Annotated in this window: 17 protein-coding genes, 1 other RNA gene and 1 pseudogene; 9 read left to right on the forward strand and 10 right to left on the reverse strand. The window is 63.2% G+C overall.

Annotated elements, in window-relative coordinates:
* Nucleotides 1-13 precede the first annotated feature (13 nt).
* Nucleotides 14-145: pseudogene (locus XI06_RS40880) on the forward strand (IS1595 family transposase); the annotation flags it as partial.
* 47 nt (nucleotides 146-192) lie between these two features.
* Here XI06_RS40880 and XI06_RS40885 read toward each other — a convergent pair.
* From XI06_RS40885 to XI06_RS40920, 8 genes are all read right to left on the reverse strand, one after another.
* Nucleotides 193-1,200, reverse strand: coding sequence for a hypothetical protein (locus XI06_RS40885; RefSeq protein ID WP_271607872.1), 1,008 nt, complete (start codon nucleotides 1,198-1,200; stop codon nucleotides 193-195).
* Nucleotides 1,201-1,615: 415 nt separating this feature from the next.
* Nucleotides 1,616-2,401, reverse strand: a complete 786-nt coding sequence (locus XI06_RS40890) for a hypothetical protein (RefSeq protein ID WP_271607873.1) — start codon at nucleotides 2,399-2,401, stop codon at nucleotides 1,616-1,618.
* Nucleotides 2,402-2,642: 241 nt separating this feature from the next.
* A complete protein-coding gene (locus XI06_RS40895) occupies nucleotides 2,643-3,311 on the reverse strand; it encodes a hypothetical protein (protein ID WP_271607874.1) in 669 nt (222 codons plus the stop codon).
* A gap of 19 nt (nucleotides 3,312-3,330) precedes the next feature.
* Nucleotides 3,331-4,155: a TIGR00282 family metallophosphoesterase gene (locus tag XI06_RS40900; protein ID WP_271607875.1), complete on the reverse strand. Its 825-nt coding sequence runs from the start codon at nucleotides 4,153-4,155 to the stop codon at nucleotides 3,331-3,333.
* Nucleotides 4,133-4,729, reverse strand: a complete 597-nt coding sequence (locus tag XI06_RS40905; protein WP_271607876.1) for a 5-formyltetrahydrofolate cyclo-ligase — start codon at nucleotides 4,727-4,729, stop codon at nucleotides 4,133-4,135. Before XI06_RS40905 ends, XI06_RS40900 begins: the two co-directional genes overlap by 23 nt.
* A 194-nt stretch (nucleotides 4,730-4,923) precedes the next feature.
* Nucleotides 4,924-5,084: non-coding RNA, 6S RNA (gene ssrS, locus XI06_RS40910), on the reverse strand.
* Between the two features lie 255 nt (nucleotides 5,085-5,339).
* The gene (locus XI06_RS40915; protein WP_128949809.1) at nucleotides 5,340-5,723 is read right to left on the reverse strand and encodes a cell division protein ZapA; all 384 of its coding nucleotides are present in this window, start codon (nucleotides 5,721-5,723) and stop codon (nucleotides 5,340-5,342) included.
* Complete coding sequence (locus XI06_RS40920; RefSeq protein WP_084292232.1) at nucleotides 5,720-6,010, reverse strand: DUF4164 domain-containing protein; 291 nt, start codon at nucleotides 6,008-6,010, stop codon at nucleotides 5,720-5,722. The genes XI06_RS40915 and XI06_RS40920 overlap by 4 nt, the downstream gene beginning before the upstream one ends.
* Before the next feature lie 329 nt (nucleotides 6,011-6,339).
* Between XI06_RS40920 and tkt the strand changes: the two genes are divergently transcribed.
* The 8 genes from tkt (at nucleotide 6,340) to XI06_RS40960 (ending at nucleotide 15,923) form a co-directional block, all read left to right on the forward strand.
* Nucleotides 6,340-8,325, forward strand: coding sequence for a transketolase (tkt, locus tag XI06_RS40925; RefSeq protein WP_271607877.1), 1,986 nt, complete (start codon nucleotides 6,340-6,342; stop codon nucleotides 8,323-8,325).
* 170 nt (nucleotides 8,326-8,495) lie between these two features.
* The gene (gap, locus tag XI06_RS40930) at nucleotides 8,496-9,503 is read left to right on the forward strand and encodes a type I glyceraldehyde-3-phosphate dehydrogenase (protein ID WP_237863033.1); all 1,008 of its coding nucleotides are present in this window, start codon (nucleotides 8,496-8,498) and stop codon (nucleotides 9,501-9,503) included.
* 115 nt (nucleotides 9,504-9,618) lie between these two features.
* Complete coding sequence (locus XI06_RS40935) at nucleotides 9,619-10,815, forward strand: phosphoglycerate kinase (protein WP_237863034.1); 1,197 nt, start codon at nucleotides 9,619-9,621, stop codon at nucleotides 10,813-10,815.
* 67 nt (nucleotides 10,816-10,882) lie between these two features.
* Nucleotides 10,883-11,950: a class II fructose-bisphosphate aldolase gene (gene fba, locus XI06_RS40940; RefSeq protein WP_128949805.1), complete on the forward strand. Its 1,068-nt coding sequence runs from the start codon at nucleotides 10,883-10,885 to the stop codon at nucleotides 11,948-11,950.
* Between the two features lie 255 nt (nucleotides 11,951-12,205).
* Nucleotides 12,206-13,231 (forward strand): class I fructose-bisphosphate aldolase, encoded by a 1,026-nt coding sequence (locus tag XI06_RS40945; RefSeq protein ID WP_237871609.1) that lies wholly within the window; start codon nucleotides 12,206-12,208, stop codon nucleotides 13,229-13,231.
* Between the two features lie 3 nt (nucleotides 13,232-13,234).
* Nucleotides 13,235-13,903, forward strand: coding sequence for a thiamine phosphate synthase (locus XI06_RS40950; RefSeq protein WP_237863036.1), 669 nt, complete (start codon nucleotides 13,235-13,237; stop codon nucleotides 13,901-13,903).
* An 8-nt stretch (nucleotides 13,904-13,911) separates the two neighbouring features.
* Nucleotides 13,912-15,000 carry a tetratricopeptide repeat protein gene (locus XI06_RS40955; protein ID WP_237863037.1) on the forward strand — a complete coding sequence of 363 codons (1,089 nt, stop codon included), beginning with the start codon at nucleotides 13,912-13,914 and terminating at the stop codon, nucleotides 14,998-15,000.
* Between the two features lie 131 nt (nucleotides 15,001-15,131).
* Nucleotides 15,132-15,923, forward strand: coding sequence for an inositol monophosphatase family protein (locus XI06_RS40960; RefSeq protein ID WP_237863038.1), 792 nt, complete (start codon nucleotides 15,132-15,134; stop codon nucleotides 15,921-15,923).
* A gap of 26 nt (nucleotides 15,924-15,949) precedes the next feature.
* Here XI06_RS40960 and XI06_RS40965 read toward each other — a convergent pair whose 3' ends face one another.
* Together XI06_RS40965 and XI06_RS40970 are read right to left on the reverse strand one after the other, a co-directional pair.
* Entirely contained in the window at nucleotides 15,950-17,077 is a 1,128-nt protein-coding gene (locus XI06_RS40965) for an AAA family ATPase (protein WP_237871617.1), read from the reverse strand.
* Nucleotides 17,078-17,319: 242 nt separating this feature from the next.
* Nucleotides 17,320-20,475, reverse strand: coding sequence for a multidrug efflux RND transporter permease subunit (locus XI06_RS40970; RefSeq protein ID WP_271607878.1), 3,156 nt, complete (start codon nucleotides 20,473-20,475; stop codon nucleotides 17,320-17,322).
* Between the last annotated feature and the right edge of the window lie 4 nt (nucleotides 20,476-20,479).

Raw genomic sequence — 20,479 nt, forward strand, 5'->3', positions numbered from 1 at the left:
TTCCCTGGAGGGCTTTCGCTACAACCACCGCGCCAAGCTTGGCGTGACCGATGGAGAACGTGCGACAAACGCTCTCTTGGGTATCGAGGGCAAGCGTCTCACGTATCGTCCAGCTGACAAAGCCGCAGACAACTTAAGCAAGTAGGCCCGCACCTTCCTTACCTGGAAAAAGAGCCGCAAATGAGCGATGAATTAGCCCCTTTCGGGTTTCGCGGCAGCGTCCTTCAGCTTCGTCGTAAGCTGGTTAAGGGTCGCGACGAGCTTAAGATGAGCCTCAGCATCCTCCAACGGGGTGATTACTTTCTGATTCTTGTTCATTACTCGATTTCGTTCCATCTTGAGCAGCGACGAGATTACGCTCTTCTGAATAGGCGAAACATCTTCATTCAGCGCCATAGAAACGCCCGTACCAAACAGGTCGAGATTGGACATCTCATTTTGAAAATACCTGACATCGGCAAGATTCGAGCGATACATCAAGAGAAAGAAATAAGCGAATATCTGGATAAACAAGGTCGCCGAAATTCGGGGCAAGAGGCTAAAAATCAAAAAATCAAAAGGATCTATCTTCTTCTCAGTCAGCGCTCCAAATTTTTCGATGTCAATGAATACGGTGTAGAGGACCGCGATCCCCACAACTGCTACACACATCCCGGCAAATAGATTGACGATCGAAGCATTCCTTAGACTTACAACGTGGCTTTCTAAGCGAACACGAGCATATTGAATGCCCAGCAGAGGCTTTTCCCGCTGGTAAATGACACGCGCTGAATCAGGTTCTCTCTCTGGCCCGATCGTTCTGAAGTTGGTGTTTTGGCTTGGAGCTTCGACTCTATCTTGTTGCGCCACGTCTACGGCGACCGGATTCCGAAAACCTAGCGCGCGGGCTAGGTTGGCGCCGAGAGAGTAAAGCCACCATCCCGCCGAGATCAAAATCGATCCTACGCCAAGGACGACAAATACAAGGATCACACTTTCGATCGCCGACGAGAGCGAATTGTAGCGGCGCACCACAACCATCCCGTCAATGGTGGACACTGAATCGGGGTATGGCCCGAGAAGCAAATTTACCGCAAGTGAGCTAAGCCAGCGGTAGAGAAGCTCAACGCCTGTAGAAACTGGATTGAAAAATAGTAGGAACACGAGAACGCTGGCAAGCAATCGCGGTCCGAGCGTCTTTAGTAGAGAGATCGCCCCCACGGGAATCTTCCTCCTCGCCTCAGCTGCAAAAAACTATCGCGTAAAAATTGCACGTGATATTCAGTATTGCTTTTAAGATGTCATGTGTATTGAGGGTGTCAAGTCTCTCAAACGCGCTGGCACTGGCTCCCTTGACTTGGCATATTTTGCCAACTGACACATTACTGCCTGCTGAATTATCTCTCCCTTGCCTTCTAGAGATGGTCAGTGACCAGCTGCCTGAGCCTGGCCGGATCGTCGAATTCGAGCTGGACGGCGAAAGGCACGATGCCATCGGGCACGCCTTCAGTGCCGCGCAGGCGCGCGAGGTCTTTTCCGCTGTCACTAGTGTGAGGTGCTCGCGTTGCGCGTCCGCTGCGAGCTGGTCTCGCGAAAACATGAGGTGATCGGCGAAGGGACGCGTGCGCGCGACATTCTAGCTCGCGATGTGCTTAATCGTTCTTGGGATGGTCTCGTGGAACGGGATCACCTCTTCCGCAAAAATGACAGGAAGGTTTTGGACATCGATCGTCCGGTATTTGAGGGGCCACAACTCGATCAGATCGATTCCTTTGTAGCCCGGGAAGTTATTCCAAGTGGTAGAGCTGAAAAGGTGCGCGTAAAACTGACCGACGACCAAAGAAGTAACCTGCGTGTTGCAGTATTCGGCACCTATCGAGACATCCGGCGATGAGGCTATCTGCATCGGCGTGTGCTGCTGATCTATCCCGGTCGCCCCAACATGTCTGGCAATCCAAATTTTCCAATTCGCGGGAGGCTCAGGATTCTCCCGTAGCCAATCACGGTCGCTTTGGGGAATGGCCTTTGGCCCATCTCTCCAAGATATCTCCAGCCTCATTGCAACGAGGCATAGCAGCGCGGCAAGCATTTGCTGTTCAGCGATGCTGAGCGAATACGGCTTCGCAAGAACCAGCGAATCCAGAAATGGCATCGTGTTCTCTTCGATTAGGCGCATCCACTCACTGTTGCAAGCGCTGCAAGTGTTACGCGGCTTTCTCGTGCCAACATGACCCTGTTTGATCTTTTGAAAGTATGCAGGACCTTTCGCGGTCGGCTTGAAAGTTTGGAACTCGCCAATAATCTGCTGATGATGAGTCGCTGTTGTCGGTAAAATGGCTTCTGCCCATTCCGGCCAGACGTGACTTTTGGTCAGATCACCTGGTTGACCGCAGAACGCACATATTCCTCTAGGCTTTGACATGGCAAAGATCGATCTGAAAAAAGCCCCGCGTTTCGGAAGGTCGTTCAGGCGTTTCTGAGCACGAAACCGCAGCCTCATAAGACAAAGAAAAAGGCGACCAAGAAAGCCGCCAAGCGCAAGGCTAAAGCCAAGCCCACTCGGTCGCACAGCGTGCTGAGACGCTATCGCTGAGCTGTCTATTCAGTCAAATATATCATTTTTCTCCAAGGAGGTGGCGGCGCATTATGCTGCGCGAGCTAGCTCAACCAGAACGTCCGAGCGGCAACATTGCTCGATCGAACGTCGGTGCCTTGAAGCCCTTGTACTCCCGCATCATCATCGCCCTCACGGCCTGCAGGTCCGGCTTGCTGTCGGGCGAAGGCTCGGGATTTTTGTCTGACCGGATGAAATCCGGTGCTGTGCTTGGCAATTTGTACAGGTTGAAATCGCTTCGACTCTTGGCAAAATCGGCTTGCAGGTAGCCCTCCGCCATCATTGCGTTGGCCGGTGCCAAATAGAAGCCGTCTTCGCGATAGGCACCGAGCACCGAAAAAGTCCTGGAGCCCTTTGCGACGTCAACGGACTGATGGCTCAGGTGCATCAGCTCGATATCCTTGCCGCCGGCCCTGATGTGGACGCGACGAAGAGGAAGTTCTGCAGCATCCTGTGTCACGACACTCACGAGCACGAGCACATGCTTTGCCGTAGCGGTGTATTCCTCGGCGGTCATCGGCCAGGCGAAATCGATGGCCGAGCCCCGCGCTGCCCTCGGCACCAATCGAGCGGTCTCATTGGCGGACCTCTCCAACCGTTCTGTGATATCGGCAGGAGACACGGCCCCGCGCGTCGCAGGCCGTGGCTTGCTCAGGACCTGAGCGAGCGCATCATTCGAGAGCAGCAGCAACAGCAGGATGACGGCAATCCTTGGCACCGCGGCTCTCCGGAAGAATTCAGCTCAACCAGAATTTCGGCGTCGCCGGCTCCAGCCTTCCGCCCACACGCACCGGTGCGATGCGCAGCGCGAGCCCCGTCGCGTCATCCGTTTCGACCGCGACGCCGCTGAGCGTCGCCACGCCCGCGGCCGGCTCGAAACGGCCGGACGGAATTCCCGACGTGAAGCGCCGCAGCGGCTCTTCTTTCTGCATGCCGATGATGGAATCGTAATCGCCGGTCATGCCGGCGTCGGTCATGTAGGCGGTGCCGCCTGACAGGATCTGGTGGTCGGCGGTCGGCACATGCGTGTGGGTGCCGACGACGAGGCTGGCGCGGCCGTCGCAGAAGAAGCCGATGCCCTGCTTCTCGCTGGACGCCTCGCAATGGAAATCGACGACGATGGCATCGGCCGCAACACCGAGCGGACAGGCGCCCAGCTCGCGCTCGAGCGCGGCGAAGGGATCGTCGAACGGGGTCATGAAGACGCGCCCCAGCGCGTTGACGACGAGCGCATGCTTGCCGTTCTTGGTCTCGACCAGGGCGGCGCCACGGCCGGGCGTGCCGCGCGGATAGTTCGCCGGACGCACCAGGCGCTCGGCGCGCTCGATGAACACCAGGGCCTCGCGCTGGTCCCAGGAGTGATTGCCCAAGGTCACCGCGTCGGCACCGGCGTCGAGAAACTCCTGATAGATCGCCTCCGTGATGCCGAAACCGCCGGCGGAATTCTCGCCGTTGACGACGACGAAATCGAGCGACCAGTCCTTGACCATGCCGGGCAGATATTCGGCGATGGCGTTACGGCCGCTACGGCCGACGACATCACCCACGAACAGAATGCGCAACTTCAGAACTCCGGAAATCGAACACGTCGGATTCCGTTAGCACATAATCCAGCGCGACGTCGTGGGCCAGTGCCGGAACCGCCTTGATCTCCTGCGCGGCAAAAGCGAGCCCGATGCCGACGATGTTCTTGGTCTTCCGCAAATGCGCGAAGGTGAAATCGTAATGTCCCGCGCCATAGCCGATGCGATGGCCAAGACGATCGAAGGCGGCGAGCGGCGTCAGCATGATGTCGGGGATGACCTCGGCGGCGGCGGGCGAGGGCTCGGGAATGCCGAGCGGGCCCATCATCAGCCGGTCGTTCGGATGGAAGATGCGGAAGACCAGCGACTGGCCGCGCGCGGTGACGCAAGGCAGCGCCAGCCTGGCGCCGTCCTCGGCGAGCTTCTTCAGCAGCGGCAGGGGGTCGATCTCGCTGCGGATCGGCGAATAGCCGGAGACGATGCTGCCAGGCAGCAGCTTGAACGGCAGCCCGCGCTTGGCGAGCTTTGCGGCGGCGGCGGTGCGCTTCTTCTCGCTCAACGCGTCGCGCGCCGCGAGGGCTTTGGCGCGGAGTTCGGATTTGGTGTTGGTCATGTGCGCTTGCTCCGAATGCGAAGCCTTGCTCCGCCGTCATCGCCCGCGGATGCGGGCGATCCAGTATTCCAGAGACGCCAGTGATGAAACATCGACGCCGCGGCGTACTGGATGCCCCGGTCAAGCCGGGGCATGACACTGCCGGTTTGTCGTGGACAGCTAGTCGACAAGAACGCATTGCAAGCAAACAAAAGTGCGAAGCCGCAAACGCCGTTGAAGCACTCGATCCCGGAGTTCCCTACGAAAGTAGGTGGGCACCATATGTCCGGGCCCACGGGCCCGGCCAGGGACAGTTCCCTAAAGGATCGATAAGGCCCCGGGGATATATGGCTCCGGACGCGCGTCGCAGCCTCGCTCGCGCAATGTAACAACGATACTGACGAATCGCCAGCCCGGTGAACGGGGCTCGGTGCCCACCTCTCCCCAGCGGGGAGAGGTCGGATTGCGCCTGGCGATGCGAAGCATCGTCCAGTGCAATCCGGGTGAGGGGCCGCGGCACTCAGAAGGACCGTAGGCCCTCACCCGGATCGCATCTACGATGCGATCCGACCTCTCCCTCCGGGAGAGGTGGGCACCTTTGCCGGCTCGCGCCCCTTCGCTCTAACAACTCTCACCCGATCGCAATCCCGTTGCCAACGGTCCGGTTCAGCACCTGGGTCGACTTCTCGATGCGTTCGGCTGCCGAGTTCAGCGCATTCACCACGGCGGTCTGGGTCAATCTGGCGCGCTCGACGGCGGCGTTGCGGAAATCCCGGAGCTCGACCAGCTCCTGCTCCATGGTGCGGATGCGGTTGCCGGCATCGACCAGCTCGTCGCAGACGGTCAGCGCCGCCATCACGGTGAGGCGCGCATCGCCGATCTCGCCGAACTTTCCGCGCAACGACTGGATCCGCGTCTCCAGGCTTTCGGCGAGCTTGAGCAGCCGCACCTCCTGGCCTTCCTCGCAGGCCATGCGGTATTGCCGGGCATTGATGGTGACGTTGATGTGGCTCATCCGTCCTCTCCGGTATCGAGCACCGAGCGTATCGTGACGATCGCGGAATCCAGCCGGTCGGAGATTTCGCGATTGGTGCGCTCGAGCTTGCGCGCCTTCACAAGCGCACCATCGAGCTCGTCGGCAAGGCGCGAGCGGTCCGCGCCCAGCGCCTGGATTCGCGTCGCAAGCTCGTTCTCGTCGCGATCGGCATCGCGCCGCCGCTCGACCGCGCTTTCGAGCGCGTCGAGCGCCGCCGTGAGTCTGCGGGTCGCGATCTCGATCTCGACGGCGGAGGACTCCGTCATGGCAGAGCTTTTGGATACGCGATCGTTCATGCAGTCAGCGGCGGAACCTGTGGGCCTTGCCCGTGGCCTTTACCTCAGGGACTTGCCGGCCGGCAAAAGACTCGGTTCGGCAAGCGGTTAGAAGCAGAAATTTACGTGGCAAGCTAGCGAATCGCAACGCCGCCGCGAAACTATGCACCGCTAAGCAGCGTTTACCGCCAAACAGACGTTTGACCACCTTGGACTCCCGGAACCGAGATGCTATCCCAGCCGCAACCCCAGCGGCCGAAAGGCTCCTTTCCGCGCGGGCGAACTGCCGCCAAGCGCCTCATTTCAGACGGATTTCAGACATGACGCAGGTCGACCACAACCGCATGGCCAACGCGATCCGCGGCCTCTCGATGGACGCTGTCGAGAAAGCGAAATCGGGCCATCCCGGCCTGCCGATGGGCGCCGCCGACATCGCCACGGTGCTGTTCACGCAGTTCCTGAAATTCGATGCGGCAGCCGTCGACTGGCCCGACCGCGACCGCTTCGTGCTCTCGGCCGGCCACGGCTCGATGCTGCTCTATTCGCTGCTGTACCTCACGGGCAACGCCGCGATGACGCTGGATCAGCTGAAGAACTTCCGCCAGCTCGGCTCACTGACCCCGGGTCATCCCGAGAACTTCCACACCAAGGGCATCGAGACCACCACCGGTCCGCTCGGTCAGGGCATCTCGACCGCGGTCGGCATGGCGCTCGCCGAGAAGATGCTCGCCGCCGAGTTCGGCAAGAAGATCGTCGACCACCACACCTATGTGCTCGCCTCCGACGGCGACCTGATGGAAGGCGTGTCGCAGGAAGCGATCGCGATGGCCGGCCACTGGAAGCTCGGCAAGCTGATCGTGCTCTACGACGATAACGGCATCTCGATCGACGGCCCGACCTCGATCGCCGACTCGGTCGACCAGGTGAAGCGCTTCAAGGCGTGCGGCTGGGCCGCCGAGAAGATCGACGGCCATGACCAGGCCGCGATTGCAGCTGCGATCACCCGCGCGCAGAAATCCAACAAGCCGACGCTGATCGCCTGCCGCACCACCATCGGCTTCGGCGCGCCGCACAAGGCCGGCACGGCGAAGGCGCATGGCGAAGCGCTCGGCGCCGACGAGCTGAAGGCCGCCAAGGAAAATCTCGGCATCTCGCTCGAGCCGTTCTCCGTGCCCGATGACGTGCTGAAAGCCTGGCGCGCGGCAGGCAGCCGCGGCGCCACGGCTCGGCAGGAATGGGAGGCACGGCTCGGCGAGCTCGGCAGCCGCAAGCGCGCCGAGTTCGAGCGCCGCCTGCGCCACGAGCGTCCTGCTTCGCTCGCCAAAGCCGTGCGCGCCTACAAGAAGGAGCTGCTGGAGAAGCCGATGAATGCGGCGACCCGCAAGTCGTCGGAAGCGGTGATCGAAGTGATCGCCGGCGCGATGCCGATGGAATTCCTCGCAGGCTCCGCCGACCTGACCGGCTCCAACAACAACAAGGCGAAGTCGGCAACCGCCTTCTCGGCGAAGACGCCGAAGGGCCGCTTCATCCATTACGGCATCCGCGAGCACGGCATGTGTGCCGCGATGAACGGCATCTTCCTGCACGGCGGCTTCGCGCCGAACGGCGCAACCTTCCTGGTGTTCACCGACTACGCACGGCCCGCGATGCGCCTCGCCGCGCTGATGGGCACCGGCGTCGTCTACGTGATGACGCACGACTCCATCGGCCTCGGCGAAGACGGCCCGACCCATCAGCCGGTCGAGCATCTCGCCGCGCTGCGCGCCATCCCCAACATGCGCGTGTTCCGTCCCTGCGATGCCATCGAGGTCGCCGAGTGCTGGGAGCTTGCGCTGAATCGCGTGGACGGTCCGACCGTGCTGGCACTGACGCGGCAGAACCTGCCGCAGCTCCGCACCACTGCGCCGAACGAAAGTCCCTGCGAGGCCGGCGCCTACGAGCTGGTCGCCGCCCAGGGCGAAGCCAAGGCGACGCTGTTCGCCTCCGGCTCCGAGGTCGAGATCGCGGTGGCCGCCCAGAAGCAGCTCGCCGAGCGCGGCATCCCGTCGCGTGTGGTCTCGGTGCCCTCGCTCGAACTGTTGTTAGCGCAACCAGAGGCCAAGCGCGCCGCCATCATCGGCAACGCGCCGGTCAAGGTCGCAATCGAGGCCGCGGTGCGCTGGGGCTGGGATGCCGTGATCGGCCAGGATGGCGAATTCGTGGGCATGCATTCGTTCGGCGCGAGCGCACCGGCGAAGGACCTTTACAAGCACTTCGGTATTACCGCCGAGGCCGCAGTTAACGCTGTGCTGAAGCGCGTTTCCTGAGAGTTGAGCTTGCCAAAAAAAAGGACTACGTAAGGTCCCATATGATCAAGCACCGCCCGGCCGAACCGGGCGTCCGCCTCTAAAAAACCCTCGCAGGCGCGCAAAGCGCGTTGTGCGGGATGATGGGGTCATTGAACAGCCGTCACTGAACGGTCATAAGGAGACGAAACATGGCAGTCCGCGTTGGAATTAACGGTTTTGGTCGCATCGGCCGCAACGTCCTGCGGGCTATCGCCGAGTCCGGCCGCAAGGACATCGAGGTCGTCGGCATCAACGATCTCGGCCCGGTCGAAACCAATGCTCATCTCCTCCGCTATGACAGCGTTCATGGCCGCTTCCCCGGCACGGTGACCGTCGATGGTGACTCGATCAATCTCGGCAGCGGCAAGATCAAGGTGACCGCCGAGCGCGATCCCTCGAAGCTGCCCTGGAAGGATCTCGGCGTCGACATCGCGCTGGAATGCACCGGCATCTTCACCTCCAAGGACAAGGCCTCCGCGCATCTCGCCGCCGGCGCCAAGCGCGTGCTGGTCTCCGCACCCGCTGATGGCGCCGACGCCACCATCGTCTTCGGCGTCAACCACGAGACGCTGACCAGGGATCATCTGGTCGTCTCCAACGGCAGCTGCACCACCAACTGCCTCGCGCCGGTCGCCAAGGTGCTGAACGATCTCGTCGGCATCGAGACCGGCTTCATGACCACGATCCACGCCTATACCGGCGACCAGCCGACGTTGGACACGCTGCACAAGGATCTCTATCGCGGCCGCGCGGCGGCGATGTCGATGATCCCGACCTCGACCGGTGCTGCGAAAGCGATCGGCCTCGTGCTGCCCGAGCTGAAGGGTAAGCTCGATGGCGTCGCGATCCGCGTGCCGACCCCGAACGTCTCGGTCGTCGACCTCAAGATCGTCGCCAAGCGCGCCACCGACGCCAAGGAAATCAACGCGGCGATGAAGCGCGCCAGCGAGCAGCAGCTCAAGGGCGTGCTCGGCTACACCAGCGCGCCGAACGTCTCGATCGACTTCAACCACGACCCGCATTCCTCGACCTTCCACGAGGACCAGACCAAGGTGCAGAACGGCACGCTGGTGCGCGTGATGTCCTGGTACGACAACGAGTGGGGCTTCTCGAACCGCATGGCCGACACCGCCGTTGCGATGAGCAAGGTGATCTAACTCCGCAGCGATTTCGTCATTCCGGGATGGTCCGAAGGACCAGACCCGGAATCTCGAGATTCCGGGTTCGCGCTACGCGCGCCCCGGAATGACAATCCAAGTGGTGAGACATCCCATGACCAACAAATTCCGCACCCTCGACGACGTCGACGTGAAGGGCAAGCGCGTGCTGCTGCGCGTCGATCTCAACGTGCCCATGGACAATGGCCGCGTCACCGACGCGACCCGGCTCGAGCGCGTCGCGCCGACCATCAATGAAATCGCCGACAAGGGCGGCAAGGTCATCCTGCTCGCGCATTTCGGCCGGCCGAAGGGCCGCGACCCCAAGGAGTCGCTCAAGCCGGTTGCGGAAGCGCTGTCGAAGGTCGTGAACAAGCCGGTCGGCTTCGCCGACGACTGCATCGGCGAACCCGCGGCCAAGGCGGTTGCGGCGTTGAAGGACGGCGACATCCTCTGTCTGGAAAACACCCGCTTTCACAAAGAGGAAGAGAAGAACGATCCGGCCTTCGTCGCGGAGCTGGCAAAGCTCGGCGACATCTGGGTCAGCGACGCCTTCTCGGCGGCGCACCGCGCTCACGCCTCGACCGAAGGCCTCGGCCACAAGCTGCCGGCCTATGCCGGCCGCACCATGCAGGCCGAGCTCGACGCGCTGGAGAAGGCGCTGGGCTCGCCGACCAAGCCCGTCATCGCCATCATCGGCGGCGCCAAGGTCTCGACCAAGATCGACCTGCTGGAAAACCTCGTCACCAAGGTCGATGCGCTGGTGATCGGCGGCGGCATGGCCAACACTTTCCTGCACGCCCAGGGCGTCGGCGTCGGCAAGTCGCTGGCCGAGAAGGATCTCGCAGCCACCGCGCTGCGCATCATGGAGAAGGCGGAAGCCGCCAACTGCGCCATCATCCTCCCGGTCGACGCCACCGTCGCCTATCATTTCGCGGCGAACGCGCCCTCGCATGCTTACGGGCTCGACGCGATCCCGGCCGACGGCATGATCCTCGACGTCGGCCCGCAATCGATCGTGCGCGTCCAGGCCGCGATCGACGATGCCGCCACGCTGGTCTGGAACGGACCGCTCGGGGCCTTCGAGATGCAGCCGTTCGACCGCGGCACCGTCGCGGCCGCCAAGCACGCGGCCGAACGAACGAAGGCGAAAAAGCTGATCTCGATCGCGGGCGGCGGCGACACGGTTGCGGCGCTCAACCAGGCCCACGTGGCCGGTCAATTCACCTATGTCTCGACCGCCGGCGGCGCGTTTCTTGAATGGATGGAAGGCAAGCCCCTGCCCGGCGTCGAAGTGCTTCGCACCAAGTAACTTGGCAGCAAGTAATCAAACGGCAGGAAACAAGCGGCCCTCAAGGCCCAAACGGAGAGAAAAACAGATGGCTCGGATCACGTTGCGTCAATTGCTCGACCATGCGGCTGAGAACGATTACGGCGTACCGGCCTTCAACATCAACAACATGGAGCAGGCGCTGGCGATCATGGACGCAGCCAACCAGGTCGACGCGCCCGTCATCATCCAGGCCTCGCGCGGCGCGCGTTCCTACGCCAACGACGTCATGCTCAAGCACATGATGGACGCGGTGACCGAGATCTATCCGCACATCCCGGTCTGCGTGCATCTCGACCACGGCAACGAGGCCGCGACCTGCATGACCGCGATCCAGGCCGGCTTCACCTCGGTGATGATGGACGGCTCGCTCAAGGCCGACGGCAAGACCCCCGGCGACTGGACCTACAATGTCGGCGTCACCAAGACCGTGACCGACATGGCCCATCTCGGCGGCATCTCGGTTGAGGGCGAGTTAGGGGTGCTCGGCTCGCTCGAGACAGGCATGGGCGACAAGGAAGACGGCCACGGCGCCGAGGGCAAGCTCTCCCACGACCAGCTGCTGACCAATCCGGACGAGGCCGTGAAGTTCGTGCAGGAGACCAAGGTCGACGCGCTCGCGATCGCCATGGGCACCTCGCACGGTGCCTACAAGTTCACCCGCAAGCCCGACGGCGACATCCTCGCCATGAACGTGATCGAGGAGATCCACCGCAAGCTGCCGAACACGCATCTGGTCATGCACGGTTCCTCCTCGGTGCCGCAGGACCTGCAGGACATCATCAACGCCTATGGCGGCAAGATGAAGCCGACCTGGGGCGTGCCGGTCGCCGAGATCCAGCGCGGCATCAAGAACGGCGTGCGCAAGATCAACATCGACACCGACAACCGCATGGCCATGACCGGCCAGATCCGGAAAGTGCTCAAGGACAACCCGGAAGAGTTCGATCCGCGCAAATATCTGAAGCCGGCGATGGAAGCCATGACCAAGCTGTGCAAGCAGCGGCTGCAGGAGTTCAACACCGCAGGCCAGGCCTCCAAGTTCAAGAAGATCCTGACCCCCGCCGACATGGCCAAGCGCTACGCCAAGGGCGAGCTGGATCCCCGCGTCGCGTAAGCGATCGCGTGGGTGGCGTAAGACCGCTCCGCAGGCACCCACTCCCGTCATTCCGGGGCGCCGCAAAGCGGCGAGCCCGGAATCCATGGTGCCACCGTCGACGCGGATCAATGGATTCCGGCTCGCGCCAAGGGGCGCGCCCCGGAATGACCGATGTCCCCCCCTTTTACCCTGCGACCAACGTTAACTCGGCAATTGCCCGAGAACCGTCTATTTTCACAGGCAAGGGCAGAATCGTTTTGGGAGGACCTCTCGATGAATCTGACTGAGCTCAACAGGGTTGCGACCGCCATGGTCGTATCAGGCAAGGGCATCCTTGCCGCCGACGAATCCTCCGGCACCATCAAGAAGCGGTTCGACGCGATCGGCGTGGAATCGACGGAAGGCAACCGCCGCGACTATCGCGAGATGCTGTTCCGCTCCAAGGAGGCCATGAGCCAGTACATCTCCGGCGTGATCCTCTATGACGAGACGATCTGGCAGGATGCCAAGGACGGCACGCCGCTGGTGAAATTGATCGAGCAGAGCGGCGCCATTCCCGGCATCAAGGTCGACGAGGGCACGCAAGGCTTACCGATGTGCCCGGGTGAAACAATCACCGTCGGCCTCGACAAGCTCGCCGAGCGGCTGAAGAAATATTACGAGCGCGGCGCGCGCTTCGCCAAATGGCGCGCGGTGATCGATATCGGCAGCGGGATTCCTTCGATGACCGCGATCAGCGTCAATGCCCATGCGCTGGCGCGCTACGCCGCGCTGTGCCAGGCCGCGCAGATCGTGCCGATCGTCGAGCCGGAGGTGCTGATGGACGGCGATCACGACATCGACCGATGCTATGAGGTCACGAGCCGCGTGCTCAACAAGACGTTCCAGGAATTGCGGGTGCAGCGCGTCGCGCTCGAAGGCATGGTGCTGAAGCCGAACATGGCGATCTCAGGCAAGAAATGCCCAAAGCAGGCCTCCGTCGAGGAAGTCGCGGAGAAGACGATCCGCCTGCTGAAAGCCTGCGTGCCCGCGGCCGTGCCAGGCATCGCCTTCCTCTCCGGTGGCCAGTCGGACGAGGAGGCGACCGCGCATCTCAACGCCATGCACAAGCTTGGCCCGCTGCCCTGGGGCCTGACCTTCTCCTACGGCCGCGCGCTGCAAGCCGCGCCACAGAAGGCCTGGTCGGGCAGGCCCGAGAATGTTACGGCCGGGCAAAACGCATTCAGTCATCGCGCCCGCATGAACGGCCTCGCCTCCAAAGGCGAATGGCAAAGCAGCCTGGAAAAGAAGGCAGCCTAGATCTTGTCGAACAAATCGCCTCCGCCGCGCCCGGCGCCGCGTCTCTATCTCGCGACGCCAGACGTCGATGATCCCGCTTCGCTCCTCGCGGCATTGCCTGATCTGCTCGCAGCCGCCGATGTCGCGGCCGTGCTGGTGCGGCTGAAGGAGACCGACCAGCGCACCATGATCTCGCGGATCAAGGCGCTGGCGCCGGTCGTGCAGAACGCCGGCGCGGCCCTGCTCGTCGACGGCCATCCTGAAATCGTCGCGCGCGGCGGCGCCGATGGTGCGCATCTTTCAAATATCGCGGCGCTGGAAGATGCCATGCCGTCGCTGAAACCGGATCGCATCGCCGGCGTCGGCGGGCTCGAAACGCGCCACGAATCCATGAACGCGGGCGAGATGGGCGCGGATTACGTGCTGTTCGGCGAGCCTGACGCGAAAGGCCAGCGTCCCCAGGCCCAGGCGATCGCCGAGCGGCTGGACTGGTGGGCCGAGCTGTTCGAGCCGCCCTGTGTCGGCTTCGCCACCTCGATCGAAGAGGCCTACGACTTCGCCGCCAGCGGCGCCGATTTCGTGCTGGTCGGCGATTTCATCTGGGCCGACCCGCGCGGGCCCAAGGCCGCGCTGATCGAGGCCGACGCCGCGATCAAGAAGGCCTTCACGGCTGCCGCCGTGGGCGAGAGCTAGCAGCCGACATGACGCTCCCGCGCATCACCCTCCTGGCCACGCTGCTGCTGGCGGCGCCTGCGGCCGCGCAGCTCCAGATCACGCCGCCGGCCACGATCCCGAGCCCTCCGCCCGACAAGCAGAAGGCCAAGGAATCGACGAAGGAGAAACCAAAGGTCGCGCCGCACACGATCGCCAAGAAGAAGGAGCCGGCGCCAAAGCCGTCGGCCTCGCCGAGCCCGACGCTGCCGGCAACCGTGATCCCGGCGCCGGCGACCGACAATTCCAATGTCGACCTGGTGTTCGGCGCCTATCAGCGCGGCCAGTACAAGACCGCCTTCGACCTCGCCAGCGCGCGCGCCCAGACCGGCGACGCCAAGGCCATGACCATGCTGGGCGAGCTCTATTCCAACGCCATGGGCATCAGGCGCGACTACGCCAAGGCGGTCGAGTGGTACAAGCGCGCCTCCGATGCCGGCGACCGCGAGGCGATGTTTGCGCTGGCCATGCTGCGCATGGCCGGCCGCGGCGGCCCCGTCGACAAGGGCGAGGCGGTCAAGCTGATGGCCTCAGCCGCCAAGCTCGGCGAACCCAAGGCGGCCTACAATCTCGCTCTGCTTTATCTGGACGGACAGACCCTGCCGCAGGACGTCAAACGCTCCGCCGAACTGCTCCGCCAGGCGGCCGATGCCGGTCTGCCCGAGGCGCAATACGCGCTTGCGACCTTCTACAAGGAAGGGACCGGGGTGCCGAAAGATCCCGAACGATCGGTGCGGCTGCTGCAGGCGGCTTCGCTCGCCGACAATGTCGATGCCGAGGTCGAATACGCCATCGCCATGTTCAACGGCACCGGCACGCCGAAGAACCAGCCCGCGGCCGTGGCGTTGCTGCGCAAGGCCTCCCGCCAGGGCAGCGCGATCGCGCAGAACCGCCTGGCCTGGGTGCTGATCAACGGCATGGGCGCGCCCGTGGACAAGATCGAGGGTTTCAAATGGCACCTGGTGGCCAAAACATCAGGCAAGGGCGATCCGGAGCTCGACAAGGAGCTGTCCGACCTGCCTGCAGACGACCGCGCCAAGGCGGAGGCCGCCGCCAAGAAATGGCTTGGGACCAAATGACCTGAGGCCAAATGGCCTGCAAACGACCCGCAGGTGACCTGAATGACTTGACCTTTGGCCCCTCGCGGGGCACCCAATCTCCTCAAATGGCGCCCTTTCGCGCCCCCTCCCCCCGATCAAGACCAGAGCTCATGCTGTATTCCGCCACTATCAACGTCATGGTCAAAGCCGCGCGCCGCGCCGGCCGCAGCCTCAAGCGCGATCTCGGCGAGATCGAGCATCTCCAGGTCTCGCTGAAGGGGCCGGCCAATTTCGTCTCGCTCGCCGACAAGCGCGCCGAAGAGATCCTCTACCAGGACCTCGCCAAGGCCCGGCCCGGCTACGGCTTCATCGGCGAAGAGGGCGGTACGCGCGAGGGCACCGACGGGAGCCACACCTGGGTCGTCGATCCCCTTGATGGCACCACCAACTTCCTGCACGGCATCCCGCAATTCGCGATCTCGATCGGCCTCGTGCGCGAGGGTACGATCATCGCCGGCGTGATCTACAACCCCGCCAATGACGAGCTGTACATCGCCGAGCGCGGCAAGGGCGCCTTCCTCAACGACCAGCGCCTGCGCGTCGCCGGCCGTCGCCAGCTCAACGAATGCGTGGTGGCCTGCGGCCTGCCCCATATCGGCCGCGGCGACCACGAGGAATTCCGCCGTGAGATGACCGCGATCCAGGACCGCGTCGCGGGCCTGCGCCGCTTCGGCGCCGCCTCCCTCGACCTCGCCTTCGTCGCCGCCGGCCGCCTCGACGGCTACTGGGAGCGCAACCTGCAATCCTGGGACATCGCCGCCGGCATGCTGATGGTGCGCGAAGCGGGCGGCACGGTGACCGACATCAACACATCGGGCGATGCGCTGGTCACGGGCGACGTCGTGTGCGGCAATGAGTACGTGCACGGGGAGCTGGTGAAGATTTTGAAGCGGCCGGCGTAGTCACCCGGCGGTTCGACCCGCAGCGACTAAGAATCGTCGTCGTCGGCCTCCTCGTCACGATATTCGCCGCCGAGGGTCAGGCCCTCGATCATCGTGGCGCCTTTTGACTTGATCACCCGGCGAAGCGGGACCGAGCTCTCGCTTCGCAAGGCTTCCATCAGCTGCTCCGAGTGGGTCACGATCCAGATGTCGGCGCGGGCCGATGCCTTGACGATCAGCCGGGCCAATGGCGCCAGCAGCGACGGGTGCAGGCTGGTCTCGGGCTCGTTCAGCGCAATGAACGGCGGAAGCCGGTAGCCCATGAACACCGCCAGCAGGCAGATGTATTTCAGCGTCCCGTCGGACAGTTCATGAGCCCCAAACGGACGCGGCATGTCTTCGAGTTGCAGATCGAACTCACACAGGCCGTTTTGTTCCCACGCGCGGAGCTCAGCGCCCGGGAATGCGTCCTGGATCGCGTCCTGCAGGTCGGTGGCGTCTCCCCTGATGGTATAGAGTGTCGCCAGGGCGGCCGCCAAATCGCTGCCATCCGCACTGAGCGAGGGCGTCGTGACCGCGAGGCAAGGCTTTCGTATCGGCGACGCCGGATCGGTGCGAAAGTCGTGATAGAAACGCCAGCCCAGCATTGCGTTTCTGATCACATCGATTTCAGGGCATTCCTTGCCGTCGAAAAAGCCCGCAAGCGCCGGCTCGGACGGCAGCACGGCATCCTTGTGGCTGCTCCATGCGCCGCTGTCGTCGCGGATGCTGACGAGCGAATTCTTCCTCTCCATCAGTAGAACCGTTCGCTTGCCCTGCGTCGCCTCGATGCTTTCTCCCTTGATCATCGGCTCGCCGGAAAACGCCGCCTCAGCGGGGGCAGGAAATCCGATCTCAATAGAATATTTCAGGCGATCGAATCTCGCCGACAATCGCAGGCGTCCATCCTCGCCACGTTTGCGGATGCCTGACCAGCAGATTGAATTCAGTCCGCCCTCCTCGGCGATCGTGCGCGTGATCCGCCCGGTCGCCGCGTCGCGCAACAGCGACAGGGATTTGTACAGATTGGATTTGCCGACGCCGTTCTCGCCCACGAACACGGACAGGGGGTGGATGGGTAGGGAGAGCCGCCGAATCGAGCGATAGTTCGAGATCGCAATATCGGTCGGACGCATCAGGTGCTCACCATCGGCAGGTGTGCATTCGCAGCGCAGTGCGACTGCACGTTCGTTCAATCCAGGGATGCACTCTGGATCGACGAACCCGGGAAGGCAAGCTCCGCTCGTCATTCCGGGGCGCGCCTCTTGGCGCGAGCCCGGAATCCATTGTTCCGTGTGAATGGTGGCACGATGGATTCTCAGGTGCGCAATTGCGCACCGTAGCTCGCGCTACGCGCGCCCCGGAATGACAGTGTGCCCTATGGCCTTACTGGCGCCGGCGGCCCATAGGCCTCGCCTTCCTTCGCCCCCACCTTCTCCCTGTCCCCCGCCAGCACGCGCTGCACCGAGACGAAGAACACCGGCACCATCAGCAGCGCCAGGATCACCACGGCGATCATGCCGCCCATCACGACGCTGCCGAGCGCCTGCTGGCTGGCGCCGCCAGCGCCGTGGGCAATCGCCATCGGCAGCACGCCGCAGATGAAGGCAAGACCGGTCATCAAAATGGGACGGAAGCGCAGGCGGCAGGCCTCGATCGTCGCTTCGACCAGTGGCTTGCCTTCTTTGCGCAAATCCTTGGCGAACTCGATGATGAGGATCGCGTCCTTGGCGGCGAGGCCGATGATGGTGATCAGGCCGACGGTGAAATAGACGTCGTTGGGCAGGCCGCGCAGCATGGCCGCTACCACCGCACCGACGATACCGAGCGGCACGGTGAGCAGCACCGCGAGCGGAATGGTCCAGCTCTCATAGAGCGCGGCGAGACACAGGAACACCACGAAGACCGAGAGCGCGAGCAGGAACGGCGCCTGCGAGCCCGACAGCTTTTCCTGCAGCGACTGGCCGGTCCACTCATAGCCGAACCCGCGCGGCAGCTTGCCGGCAAGCTTCTCCATCTCGGCGATGGCATCGCCCGAGGTGAAGCCGGGCTTTGCTTCGCCCGAGATGCGCACGGCCGGATAATAATTGAAGCCGGCGATCTGGGTCGGGCCGCGCGACCATTCGACCGTCGCGAAGGAGGAGAACGGCACAAGCTGGCCGCGACTGTTCTTGACGTTGTAGTTGAGAATGTCCTCGGTCTTCATGCGGTCGCGGCTGTCGGCCTGCACCACGACGCGCTGCATGCGGCCGCGGTTCGGGAAGTCGTTGATGTAGTTCGAGCCGAGATTGGTCGAGATGGTGTTGTTGATATCCTCGAAGGTGACGCCGAAGGCGCCGGCCTTCTCGCGGTCGATCACGAGATTGACGACGCCGGCTTCAGGCAGGCCTTCAATATAGACCTTCTGCAGCACCGGGCTCGAATTGGCCTCCGCGATCAGCTGATCGGCGGCGCGCATCAGCGCCGGATAGCCCTTCTGGCCGCGATCCTGCAGGCGGAACGAGAAGCCGGAGGAGTTGCCGAGATTGTCGATCGGCGGCGGCTGCAACGCCGAGATTTTTGCGTCGCGGATCGAGGATGACAGGTCGCGATTGATGTCGTTGACGATGGCGGCGGCCGACTCCTTCGGCCCGCGCTCCGACCAGTCCTTCAACGTGATGAACGCCTGCGCGGTGTTCATGCCCTGGCCGGAGAAGCTGAAGCCGGTGAGGAAGGTGACGTTGTCGACGCCCGGCCGCTGCGCCAGATATTTTTCAACCTTCTCGATCACGGCCTCGGTGCGGCCGTAGGACGAGTCCGACGGCGTCTGCACGTCGGTGGTGACAAAGCCCTGGTCGTCGACCGGCAGGAAGCCGCCGGGCAGGCTGACGAAGGCCCAGGACAGACCTGCCAGCAGCGCGGCATAGACCAGCATCAGGCGGCCGGTGCGCTTCAGCGAGAAGCCGACCGTGCGGGAATAACCTTCCTTGCCACCTTCGAGCATGCGGTTGAACCAGCCGAACACACCCCTCTTCGCGTGGCCGTGACCGGCCGCGACGGGCTTGAGCAGGGTCGCGCACAGCGCAGGCGTCAGCGACAGCGCCAGGAAGGCGGAGAAGCCGATCGCCGCGACCATCGTCACGGAGAACTGGCGGTAGATGATGCCGACCGAACCCGGGAAGAACGCCATCGGTACGAACACCGCCATCAACACCAGCGTGATGCCGATGATGGCACTGGTGATCTGCGACATGGCTTTCCGCGTCGCCTCCTTCGGCGACAGGCCTTCCTCGGCCATGATGCGCTCGACGTTCTCGACCACGACGATGGCGTCGTCGACGAGGATACCGACCGCGAGCACCATACCGAACATGCTGAGCATGTTGATGGAATAGCCGGCGAGCAGCAGAATGGTGCAGGCGCCCAGCAGCGCCACCGGGACAACGATGGTCGGGATGATGGTGTAGCGGATGTTCTGGAGAAACAGGAACATCACCACGAAGACCAGCACCACGGCCTCCAGCAGCGTCGTCAGCACCTTCTTGATCGAGGCCTCGACCACGGGCGTGATATTGTAGGGGATTTCGTAAGAGATATTGGCCGGGAAGAAGCGCGACAGCTCCTTCATCTTCGCTTCCACGGCGCTCGCCGTCGCCAGCGCGTTGCCGGTCGGCGACATCAGAACGGAGAGACCCGCGGTCGGCTTGCCGTCGAGGCGGGTGTTGAACTGATAGCTGAGGCCGCCGACCTCGATGCGCGCGACATCGCGCAGCCGCACGGTCGAGCCGTCGGCATTGGCGCGCAGGATGATGGCACCGAACTCGTCCGGCGAGGACAGCTGGCCTTTGACCAGAACCAGCGCTGAGGTGCGCTGTGTCGCGGTCGACGGCTCGGCTCCGATGCTGCCTGAGGCGACCTGCGCGTTCTGCGCTGATATCGCCTTGTTGACGTCGTCAGCCGTGAGCCCATAGCCGACGAGCTTGGCCGGATCGACCCAGACGCGAAGGCTGCGCTCGGTCGAATAGAGCGTGGCGCGGCCGACGCCGGCGATGCGGCGGATCTCGCCGAGCACGTTGCGGATCATGAAGTCGCCGAGGCCGACTTCATCGAGGCTGCCGTCGGTCGAGTTCAGCGTGATGATCTGCAGCACCGCGCTGGAGGCTTCCTCGATCAAGATGCCCTGCTGGATCACCGCGCGCGGCAGGCGCGCCTCGACCCGCTTGATGCGGTTCTGTACCTCGACCGAGGCCGCGCTGGTGTCGGTGCCCGGCTGGAAGTTGGCTGTGATCTCGACCTGGCCGAGCGAGTCGCTGGTCGATTCGAAATTGAGGATGCCGGAAGCGCCGTTGAGCTCCTCCTCGATCAGGCGGGTGACGCTGTTGTAGAGGTTCTCCGGCGAGGCGCCCGGATAGCTCGTCGAGATCGAGATCGAGGGCGGCGCGATGATCGGATATTGCGCGATCGGCAGCAGCGGGATCGAGATCGCGCCGATCAGACAGATGAACAGCGCGACGACCCAGGCGAAGATCGGCCTGTCGATGAAGAAGCTCGGCATGATC

Origin of the sequence: Bradyrhizobium sp. CCBAU 11434, assembly GCF_028128895.1 — a bacterium.
GTDB classification, from domain to species: domain Bacteria; phylum Pseudomonadota; class Alphaproteobacteria; order Rhizobiales; family Xanthobacteraceae; genus Bradyrhizobium; species Bradyrhizobium zhengyangense.

Coding starts and splice junctions, on each gene's coding strand:
- XI06_RS40890 (WP_271607873.1), bottom strand. CDS start 2,401: ATGTCAAAGCCTAGAGGAATATGTGCGTTCTGCGGTCAACCAGGTGAT.
- fba (WP_128949805.1), top strand. CDS start 10,883: ATGGCTCGGATCACGTTGCGTCAATTGCTCGACCATGCGGCTGAGAAC.
- XI06_RS40965 (WP_237871617.1), bottom strand. CDS start 17,077: ATGCGTCCGACCGATATTGCGATCTCGAACTATCGCTCGATTCGGCGG.
- XI06_RS40935 (WP_237863034.1), top strand. CDS start 9,619: ATGACCAACAAATTCCGCACCCTCGACGACGTCGACGTGAAGGGCAAG.
- XI06_RS40955 (WP_237863037.1), top strand. CDS start 13,912: ATGACGCTCCCGCGCATCACCCTCCTGGCCACGCTGCTGCTGGCGGCG.
- tkt (WP_271607877.1), top strand. CDS start 6,340: ATGACGCAGGTCGACCACAACCGCATGGCCAACGCGATCCGCGGCCTC.
- XI06_RS40960 (WP_237863038.1), top strand. CDS start 15,132: ATGCTGTATTCCGCCACTATCAACGTCATGGTCAAAGCCGCGCGCCGC.
- XI06_RS40905 (WP_271607876.1), bottom strand. CDS start 4,729: ATGACCAACACCAAATCCGAACTCCGCGCCAAAGCCCTCGCGGCGCGC.
- XI06_RS40970 (WP_271607878.1), bottom strand. CDS start 20,475: ATGCCGAGCTTCTTCATCGACAGGCCGATCTTCGCCTGGGTCGTCGCG.
- XI06_RS40945 (WP_237871609.1), top strand. CDS start 12,206: ATGAATCTGACTGAGCTCAACAGGGTTGCGACCGCCATGGTCGTATCA.
- XI06_RS40915 (WP_128949809.1), bottom strand. CDS start 5,723: ATGAGCCACATCAACGTCACCATCAATGCCCGGCAATACCGCATGGCC.
- gap (WP_237863033.1), top strand. CDS start 8,496: ATGGCAGTCCGCGTTGGAATTAACGGTTTTGGTCGCATCGGCCGCAAC.
- XI06_RS40920 (WP_084292232.1), bottom strand. CDS start 6,010: ATGACGGAGTCCTCCGCCGTCGAGATCGAGATCGCGACCCGCAGACTC.